Source organism: Mucilaginibacter sp. P4_G9, assembly GCF_056400985.1.
Genome location: NZ_JBFUKF010000189.1, coordinates 1 through 10,144 on the forward strand (window position 1 = coordinate 1; position 10,144 = coordinate 10,144).

The 10,144-nt window shown below is 43.1% G+C and carries 7 protein-coding genes; 4 read left to right on the top strand and 3 right to left on the bottom strand.

Annotation, left to right across the window (positions count from 1 at the left end; translation table 11 throughout):
- Window positions 1-283: 283 nt before the first annotated feature.
- Complete coding sequence (locus AC1DPZ_RS16110; protein ID WP_477405172.1) at window positions 284-2,746, top strand: TonB-dependent siderophore receptor; 2,463 nt, start codon at window positions 284-286, stop codon at window positions 2,744-2,746.
- Window positions 2,746-3,948: a PepSY-associated TM helix domain-containing protein gene (locus AC1DPZ_RS16115; RefSeq protein ID WP_477405174.1), complete on the top strand. Its 1,203-nt coding sequence runs from the start codon at window positions 2,746-2,748 to the stop codon at window positions 3,946-3,948. Before AC1DPZ_RS16110 ends, AC1DPZ_RS16115 begins: the two co-directional genes overlap by 1 nt.
- Window positions 3,949-3,952: 4 nt before the next feature.
- Here the strand turns inward: AC1DPZ_RS16115 and AC1DPZ_RS16120 are convergent, their stop codons facing one another.
- Both AC1DPZ_RS16120 and AC1DPZ_RS16125 read right to left on the bottom strand, forming a co-directional pair.
- Window positions 3,953-5,176 carry an MFS transporter gene (locus AC1DPZ_RS16120; protein WP_477405176.1) on the bottom strand — a complete coding sequence of 408 codons (1,224 nt, stop codon included), beginning with the start codon at window positions 5,174-5,176 and terminating at the stop codon, window positions 3,953-3,955.
- Window positions 5,177-5,440: 264 nt separating this feature from the next.
- On the bottom strand, window positions 5,441-6,883 hold the full coding sequence (locus tag AC1DPZ_RS16125) for an aminotransferase-like domain-containing protein (protein WP_477405178.1): 1,443 nt from the start codon (window positions 6,881-6,883) through the stop codon (window positions 5,441-5,443).
- Between the two features lie 93 nt (window positions 6,884-6,976).
- Here AC1DPZ_RS16125 and AC1DPZ_RS16130 point away from each other — a divergent pair, with 93 nt between their 5' ends.
- Window positions 6,977-7,435, top strand: a complete 459-nt coding sequence (locus tag AC1DPZ_RS16130) for a GNAT family N-acetyltransferase (RefSeq protein ID WP_477405180.1) — start codon at window positions 6,977-6,979, stop codon at window positions 7,433-7,435.
- A gap of 168 nt (window positions 7,436-7,603) precedes the next feature.
- Entirely contained in the window at window positions 7,604-8,809 is a 1,206-nt protein-coding gene (locus tag AC1DPZ_RS16135; protein ID WP_477405182.1) for an aminotransferase class V-fold PLP-dependent enzyme, read from the top strand.
- An 89-nt stretch (window positions 8,810-8,898) separates the two neighbouring features.
- Here the strand turns inward: AC1DPZ_RS16135 and AC1DPZ_RS16140 are convergent.
- The coding region (locus AC1DPZ_RS16140; protein WP_477405184.1) for a M61 family metallopeptidase at window positions 8,899-10,144 on the bottom strand (1,246 nt) is incomplete at its 5' end.

The window sequence follows — 10,144 nt, forward strand, 5'->3', positions numbered from 1 at the left end:
TACCTACACATGACGTGTTTGTAAAAAAAGTCCTTTGTCATGCTGAACGCAGTGAAGCATCTGTTATTCGCCATGCTTCTTCGCCCTGTACAGTCTGCGAATAGATCCTTCACTGCGTTCAGGATGACAAACCTTTTATGACAATGACAGTTGGAAGGCAAAAAGCTATCGTCACTGCACCCATTTTCTTAATTATTACCAATAAGGCTTCTTTTGGATTTGCATTTAGTTAAATAAAACATACTTTTGCCATTGTTTATAATAAGTCTAAATAAAAATAACAATGAAGATTAACCTTACTACACTTCTTGCTTCCTTCGCACTCCTCGTAATCTCCCCCCTTATAATACAAGCCCAGCAAAAAGCATCGATACAGGGCCATGTAAAAGACAAGGAGAATAAACCACTGCCAGGTACAACTATATCAATTGACGGTACTAACTATATTACATCAGCCGGTAATAAAGGCGATTTTAAACTGAATGTAGCCGCAGGCAAGTATACTATACACTACAACTTTGTAGGCTTCAGAGAGATCAGCAAACAAATTGTAATTGCCGCGGGATCTGTTATTGATGAAAATGTTGTTTTGCACGAAGATGCCGCTTCGCTGCAACAGGTAGAAATAATTGGGCGTAAAGAAAAAACTTATAAAACCAAAGCCACGTTTATCGGCAACAAAACCGAAACTGATATTAAAGATCTGCCGCAATCTGTATCCTACGCCAGTAAAGAACTGATGGCCGACCAAGGTGCAGTACGCGTTGGCGATGTAGTTAAAAACTTTAGCGGTGTTTCGCAGTTCACTTTTTATGATGACCTTACCATCAGGGGCTTTCGTGTTAACGGCCAAAGCAATACCCAGCTTTTAAACGGGTTGCGCACCAGTACCGGGTTTTGGAAACAGCCCTTAACCAATTACCTGGAGCGTGTTGAAGTGCTGAAAGGCCCATCATCCGCCCTGTATGGCAATGCAAGTCCCGGAGGTGTGGTTAACCGTGTAACCAAAAAACCACTGAACGAAACCCGCAGAACCTTGAGTTTCTCGTTAGGCAGTTTTAACACATTCAGAGGATTGGCCGATTTTACAGGCCCTGCAAACAAAGATAGCACCTTACTATACCGCCTTAATTTAGGGTATGAAGATGCCAACTCTTTCCGCGATCTGCAGTTTGATAAAAACGTGATCATTGCACCTTCTTTATCGTTCATCGCGTCGCCAAAAACACACATTAATTTCGATATGGTTTACAACAGCTCGCGCAGCAGGCTTGATCGGGGTCAGTCTGTAATCGGCAACGACTTGTATTCAACCCCGCAATCACTGGCATTAAGTGCCGCCAATGATTTTTTGAACGAGCAGACATATATTGTTACCTTATCGGTAAATCACCAGTTTAATAACAACCTGAGCTTTAATGCCGCTTACTCAAAAACCGGGTACAGCGAGGACCTGCTTGAACACCGCAGCGCCAATGCCTATGCCAAAGACAAGCTGGGCAATGATATTCCTAACCAGGTAGCTATGCAGATATTTCAGCGCAAGCGAAAACGCTACATTGATAATTTTAGCGGCTACTTTAATTACAACGCCAAAACAGGTCATATAGAACATAAAATTGTAGCAGGCTATGATTATGGCAGCGAAAAAATGCCGGTAGGCGCGTCACAACTCACCGCTTCGGGCTATCGCAATGCATCCAACACCGGTACTATTGCCAACTATGTGGTAAAAGACAGTTTAAAGTATTTACGGGATACCAAGGGTAACCCGGTTGCCAACGTACCTTCTTTTGATTTAAATAATGCCATCAACTCGCAACGTTTACAGGACGACAGCAAGGCACTTTTTTCGCAAAACGTGCTTAACCCAACCTATTACTACCTTAATGCCGGGTATGTACAGGATCAGTTAAAGCTGGGCAGGTTGCAGGCGCTTGCCGGCATCCGCTACGAGTATTATACCGATTTTGCAAATTATGCCACTTCAACACAACAAAAAACGCACTCCAGCGCATGGCTGCCCCGCTTTGGCCTGGTGTATACAGCTACTAAAAACATCAATATTTACAGTACTTATGTAATGGGGTATAACCCGCAAACCGCGGCAACCATTGCCAACCCCAATGCCGGCGGACCATTTGCCCCGGTTACCAGCAACATGATTGAGCTGGGCGCCAAAAGCAGCTGGTTTGACGACAGGCTATCCATAACAACATCTGTTTACCAGATTGAGCAAAAAAACACCCTTTACAACGCAGGTGTGACCAATCAGCCCGACCTGTTAAGGCCGGTTGGTAAAGAGCGTTCACGGGGGTTTGAGTTTGATATTACCGGGCGCATACTGCCAAACTGGAGCATGCTGGCCTCGTATGCGTACAATGATGCTAAAATTACCGAAAGTGGTGTTGCCACCGAGGTTGGTCTGCAAAAACCGAACGCCCCTAAAAACATGGCCAATATCTGGACGAGGTATAATATTATACGCGGCGCATTTAGCGGGCTGGGCATAGGTTTGGGCGCCAACTACATTGATAAACGCACACTATCCATCAACCTTACCCAAAGCATTCCTGATTACATATTGGTTGATGCAGCGCTATTTTATAATATTGGCAAAGTTCAGCTACAATTTAATGCCAACAACATTACCGGTAAAAAGTATTGGGTGGGCGGATATGATTATATAAGGCTGTTCCCCGGTGCGCCCAGGAACTATTTGCTTACGCTTGGATATACCTTGTAATGGCAAAATCAAAATTTAAAAAGATAACCGGCTGGCTGCATTTGTGGGTTGGCCTGGTAACCGGCATAGTAGTAGTTATCGTCTCGGTAACGGGCTGCATTTACGTGTTTGATAAAGAAATATTTGATTTTATACACAAGGATATAGTAAACGTTCAGAAAACCGGCCCTGCAAGGCCGGTTTCTGAATTACTTGCTATTGCACAAAAAGCAGTTGGCCCCCATAAAAAGCTCAGCAGTATTAAAATAACCGAAGATGATAAAAGCATTGTGTTTTCGGGTTTTAAAGTGAATGATAAAAAAAAGATCACGCTGTGGTACTTCAGCCAGTTTGAGTACTATGATTATGTTTATGTAAACCAATACACCGGCAAGGTGTTAGGCATTATCGATTTCAGGTACGAGTTTTTTAACATTGTTGAACAGCTGCACCGTCAACTGTTGCTGGTAAAGCCGGTGGGCAGCGTTATTGTTGGCAGCTGTGTGCTGCTTTTTCTGTTGATGATGATCACCGGCTTTATACTCTGGCTGCCTAAAAATTACAGGCAGTTTAAACAAAGCATCAGCATAAAATGGAATGCCAGGTTTAAACGGGTAAATTATGATGTGCATAACAGCCTGGGATTTTATGTTTTGCCCATTGCTATACTTATTGCTGTAACCGGTTTGGTATGGTCATTCAAATGGTGGGAAAAGGGCATTTATAATATGCTTGGCACAAAGGAAAAGCCCCAGTTTTCGCGCGTATTACCAGTCATCAGCACAGCCGATTCAACCCTGAATAAAATGGACATCATCCATCACAACCTGCTCAAACAATTAAATGGCGACTGGACCCAAATTGGGCTGGATATACCCAACAGGAAAGATAAGATGGTAATGGCATTTGTATACCTAAAACACCGCAGCGATGGCTGGAATGGCATCAGTTACTATTTTTTTGATGGCCGCACGGGCAAACTGGTAACAGCTATACCACACAACAAAAAAACGCTGGGCATGAAATGGCGCAACTCAAACCTGTACATCCATACTGGCCGCCTATATGGGCCGGGTACGCAAATACTGGCTTTTTTGGCAAGCCTGGTATGTGCATCGCTGCCTGTTACCGGCTTTTTGATATGGTGGGGCAAACGCAACAAAAAACCTAAAAAGAAAAGGCCGGATACAGAACCGGTTGCACGGGCAATGGTACAAACCTGATAGCTTAAACTCCTTCGCTCAGCAACTCCTTCTTCATTTTTAATATCAGCATCACTATAACCGAGAGCATTATCAATACAAAATAACTATAACCCAGGTTATGTTCATCTTTAGCGGGCAGCAGAAAAACAATGCCATAGCTAAAAAACGATACGATAACATAATTTATCCCGCCCGAAAGTCCGCTGGCTATACCGGCGTTTTTAGGGAAGCGGCTTAAGCAATAGGTAAAAAAGTTATTAAAAGTATATCCTGCGGCTATATGGATTATAAAAGCGAAAAATATGATGGTATATAAATTGGCTATATACCTCATGCTTATCAGCATTACTATTACAAATATTACCTGCAGGGTAAGGTTAACCACCATTCGATTAAAAAACGGCTTGTTGATGGTGGCTTTACCGATAAGTCCCCCTATAAGCCAGGCTATGCCCAATACCAACGAACTATAGCCGGCCACAACCGGCGACAGATGCAAAGTATGCTCTATGATAAAAGGGCCTGTCATGTTATAGATCATCACCATACAGTACGCAAGTCCCAACATAATAAGGCCGAGGGTAAAACTGGTGGTTTTGATCATATCCGCATAAATGCTACCGATCTTTTTGATATGGAATGCCGAAAAGTTTTTCAACGTTTCGCCGCTGAAGACCAGCTCCAAAACCACGAATACTGCAGCAAATATGGCCAGGAGGTAAAAGTTTGATTTCCACCCATAACCGGTTTGCAGGTACCCGCCAACAAAAGGCGCTACAATTGGCCCGGTAGACCAGATGATGGAAAACATGCTAAGGTAATGCTTCAGCTTTTCGCCCGAAAACAGATCGATAAAATAAGCGCGCTTGGAAACAATTACACCGGCTACGGTAATACCGTGTACTATCCGCATGAGGTATATTAAATAAATGTTGGTTGAGGTAGCTATAACAATACTGGCAACAGCAAAAAGTACCAGGCATACCAGGCTTATATTGTACCGGCCAAAACTATCCAGTACGCTGCCAATAAATAGTTGCGTAATGCCATAGCTTATTAAAAACAAAGTTAAAGTAAGCTGCACCTGGATACTGCTCACATGCAATTCGGCAGCCATGGTTGGTAACGACGGAATGTATATATCAGTCGCGAAGCCCGAAAGTGGTATTAATGCAAAAGCCAGTAAATTGGCAATACCCTGGTGCCGTTGTTTAATTGTTTTTGGCACAGAAAGCGTTGAGTACATATTAATTAAATTTACCGACCGGCAGGAAAGGACTATCCAAAGCTCTTTTTCCGGTCAATTATTAAATAAGCCGCAAAGATACCCCGTTTGTGTAAGCGGTTATATAATTACCGTTTTTATGATCTTTTGACGACAGTTGAAACCGGACTAGTATTAAGTCAACAGTACTGAGTCGTAAGTCTAAAGTTATTTTTTTTGACTTAGAACTTAAGACTTTAGGCTAAAGACTATCCGTCAATTTATCGTTGACACGGCACTAATGTTTCATCCCAATTGTCTTATCAAATCCCCTAAAACTTTAAAGCTATGCTCCACCACATCGTCAAAGGTTAAACCAAAACTAATGCGGATAAAATTGGTGAAGCGGGCATCGGTGCTAAAAATTTGTCCTGGAGCTATGCTGATGTTTTGGGCAATGGCAAGCTGGTAAAGCTCAAATGCATCAATGTTTTTATCCAACTCAATCCACAGGGCATAGCCGCCCTGGGGCTGGCTTATTTTGGTGCCCGGCGGAAAATGGGTAGCAATGGCCTGGGTATAACGCAGGCTTTGGGTATATAATGTTTTACGCAGGTTGCGCATATGCAGATCATACCGGCCAGTCTCAAAAAAATGAGCAACAGCGGCCTGGGTGGGTGTGGCCGAGCTGATGGTATGCATCATTTTGAAATTGATTACCTGCTCTTTAAACCGGCCCGGTATGCACCAGCCTACCCGGTAGCCCGGCGCAATGGATTTGGAAACTGATGAGCATAACAACACCCAGCCTTCGGTATCATAACTCTTACAGGTACGCGGGCGGCTTTTACCAAAATAAATTTCGCCGTAAATATCATCCTCAATTAAAGGGATCTGCCTTTCTGTTATTAATTTAACCAATCGCTGTTTACTATCATCAGGCATGCAACTGCCTACCGGGTTACTAAAGTTGGTTACAAACAGGCATACTTTAATATCCACTTTATCCATAGCCTCGGCCAGGTAATCAATATCAATACCCGTATCGGGATTAACCGGGATCTCCAGCACCTTCAGATCAAGGCTGAGCATTATATTAAAGATCCCGAAAAAGGTAGGGCTTTCAATGGCAACGGTATCGCCCGGTTTGGTAAGCGCCCGCAGGCAAAATATCAGGGCTTCAAGACAACCCTGCGTGGTTACCACATCGTCGCCGGTTATGTTGCCGCCCCAGTTAAAAGCGTTTTTGGCCACATGATTGCGCAACGAAATATTGCCTTGCAAAATTTCATAATTGATATTACCCGTAGGGCTTTTACGGATAGATTCCATCATGGATTTACTGAGCTTAGCCATTGGGATAAGGCTTAGCGGCGGCGATGAGCGCGACAAACGTATAACACTTTCCTCGCTCATGTTTTGATAAACCATAGCTATCATCTGGGTAACCGTGGCCTGCTCAATCTTTTTCAGCGGAGGTTTGGTGTCGGGTGCATTGGTCAGTCTTGCCGGCGAAAACTTAACGTAATAGCCCGATTTGGGCCTGGCCTCTATCATGCCCATGTTTTCCAGTTCTACATAAGCTTTGTATGATGTGCTGATGCTGATACCCTGCTCATGACTTAATGCCCTTACAGATGGCAGCTTATCACCCGGTTTTAACAAGTTCTGTTTTATCTGCTTTTCAATACGGGCAGCTATCTGCGCATATAAAAAATCATCATTAACTGTGGCAATTAATTTCTCCATTTCAAAATCTGTTATGGTCAAAATTAACAAATCTGAATCTGTTTTGCTATACGCAGATGCTTTTACTTTGTAATGATCAAAATTTATTAAAAAATGGAACTTCAATTAATTGATTATCAGCCAAAGTATCAGTCGTACTTCGAAAAATTCAACAAAGCATGGCTCGAAGAATTTTTTGTGGTTGAAGCACTGGACAAATGGGTTTTAGAAAACCCCGACGAAGCCATGTTAAAACAAGGTGGTAAAATTTATTTTGCAGCAGCAGGCGATACTATTATTGGTACAGTAGGATTGCGCTTTATTGAGGATGGTGTTTATGAGCTTACCAAAATGGCAGTTGATAAGGCTTATCATGGTGGCGGCGCCGGTCAGTTTTTATGCCAGTCGGGTATTGATAAAGCGAGAGAAATGGGTGTTAAAAAACTCATCCTGTTTTCGAGCCGCATACTAAAAAACGCTATCCACATTTATCACAAATTAGGCTTTACAGAAATCCCGGTTACGCCCGGCACCTATGGCCGTGCCGATATTATGATGGAGATAAATTTTTAATAACTATTAGTCCCCTCGGGGTCTCTCGAAGAGGACCCTGAGGCAGCACGCAGGTTGAACAAGCAAGGTTTACACTTAACAGGCGCCCTCAGGGTCCCTTTTCAAGGAGACCCTGAGGGGACAGCAATTTTTAGCGATAACATACTTTACACATCAAACTAAAACACGATGCAACTCAGCCCTATAAGCGAACAGGAAATACAGCAACTACGAGCTGAAACCAAAGGAACATCCGAAAGGATCCATTTTAATAATGCGGGAGCATCCTTGCCGCCCGATGTGGTGGTTGAAACGGTTGTTAATTACTTACATGAAGAGGCAATTTATGGCGGCTATGAAACCGAGTATAAATACAAGGACCAATTAGATTATACCTACGCGCTGATAGCCCAGCTCATTAATGCCGGTAAAGATGAAATTGCCCTTGTTGAAAATGCCAGCACAGCATGGGGGATAGCCTTCAACGGCATCAGCTTCAAGCCCGGCGATGAGATCATTACCTGCGAAATGGAATATGTAACCAATTTTATTGGCTTTTTGAATGCGCAAAAAAAGTACGGCGTAAGCATTAAAATAATACAGAACGATGTGCAGGGCAATTTCCCGCTCGATGTTTTTGAACAGGCAATTTCGCCAAAAACCAAATTGATAGCCATGACGCAAATCCCTTCAACCGCAGGCGCGATGATCCCGATTGTGGAGATTGGCAAAATAGCCCGCAAACACCAGGTATTATATCTTGTTGATGCCTGCCAAAGCGCCGGGCAAATCCCCTTAAACGTGAAGGAGATTGGCTGCGATATGTTAGCAGTAACCGGGCGTAAATACCTGCGGGCACCAAGGGGAACCGGTTTTTTATTTGTACGCAAACAGGTACAAGACAAACTGAATACCCTGTTTATGGATGGTTTTAGTGCCCCATCGGTTAGCCTTGATAATTTTCAGCTAAGAAACGATGCCCGGCGTTTTGAATTGTATGAAAAAAACCGCGCACTTACGCTCGGCCTGGGTAAAGCTGTGGAATATGCCCTGAACATCGGCGTCGACAGGATCTGGCAGCGCGTGCAATACCTGGCTAATTTAATGCGCCGGCAACTTTCAGGTATTGATGGCCTAACGGTTCATGATTTTGGTGATCAGCAATCTGGTATTGTAACCTTTTCAGTAAAGGGAATGGATAGTGGTTTAGTAAAAAGCACACTGGCCGAAAACAATATTAACGTATCGGTAGGTAAAGCCATATCAACACTCATTTATATGGATAAAAACCACCTGGCCAGTAATGTGAGGGCATCGGTACATTATTACAATACCGAAGAGGAGATAAAGATGATGTGTGTTGCACTTAATGCAGTGTATGTAGGCACAAACTGATCAAAAAGTTTTGCCGGATCTTCTGCCCTGGCCTGCGACCGTAGTTCATAAGTAATATGATGAACTATGGTCGCCAGCTGTGTACATCCTTAGTTACCAATCCAGCTTTTATAAATAGCAGCCTGCAACGGGTCGGGATTGGGCAGGGGACTTATTTTAAAGGTTTTCACTTTTTTGGAGCCTAACACAATGGTTACATCTTGCTTTACCCCGCCTTTTTGTAAAGTAAGTGCTATTGTATCACCTGTGTTCTTCGCTTCAAACGTTTGGTAAAGCAATTGCTGCGTTGCCGGTTTACCATCAATAGATAATATGGAGGTTCCTCCCCTTACATTTTTATTCCATGCAGGCGAATTGGGTTCAACCGTGGTTATCTTTAGCGTATCGTGCTGCTCCCTCACGTTAATGCCCGCCCAGGAGTTATAGGTAATAGTGGCATTGGTATCTATTAACAAGCCGCCATAAGCGAAGTATTTGGGGTAATCGGGTGGTTTAACAGTCGATGCATATTCAAATAGCTGGGGCATTGGTGCACCGGCCATCTTTTCGCATTCGTTCCTGAATTCCTGTTCGGTAAAGCCGCGTTTAAGCTTTTTGTAATATTTGTAATAAAGCAGGCGCATTACATCATCAAGCGTTTTTTTGTTTTTGGTAACATGGCGAATATTAAAATCAAGCATTAAGCCAAGTACGGGGCCTTTGTCGTAATAAGATATCGTTTTATTAATGTCTTCATTTACGCGCCCGTTCGGCCCATCGTTCCAGGTGTTGTAGCTGGCCTGTGTAGCCGACTGGTAAAAATGCCCCGGCTTATTTTCGTAGTTTTTAATATTGTTTTGAAAATCGTTCAGCATATCTTCCCCGGTCATTAAACCGGCGCGCCTTACTATCAGGTATTCATAATAAACGGTAAACCCTTCAGATACCCAAAGCATGTTGGTATGATTCTCTTTTGAATAATCAAACGGTCCCAGTTCAATTGGCCTTACGCGCTTAACGTTATAATGGTGAAAATACTCGTGGGCAATAAAGTTGTACAGTCTTTTTTTTGCCTCGGGCGAATTAAATCCCTCGCCCCCGCTAAAGCTCAGCGACGATGAGTTCAAATGTTCGATACCGCCGCCACCGTCGCCTATTGATAAAAAGGAATAATGGGTATAAGGTATTTCACCAATGATATTGCTGCCTGCAACAACTATTTTTTTTAAATCATCCATAAATCCCTGCCTGTCAAATTCAGGCAGTTGGTAACCAATAAAGCTATGGGGTTTGTTTTTAACGGTAAACTGTGGCAATACTTCAAGTTGTCCCATCAAAAAGGGACTATCATACAAT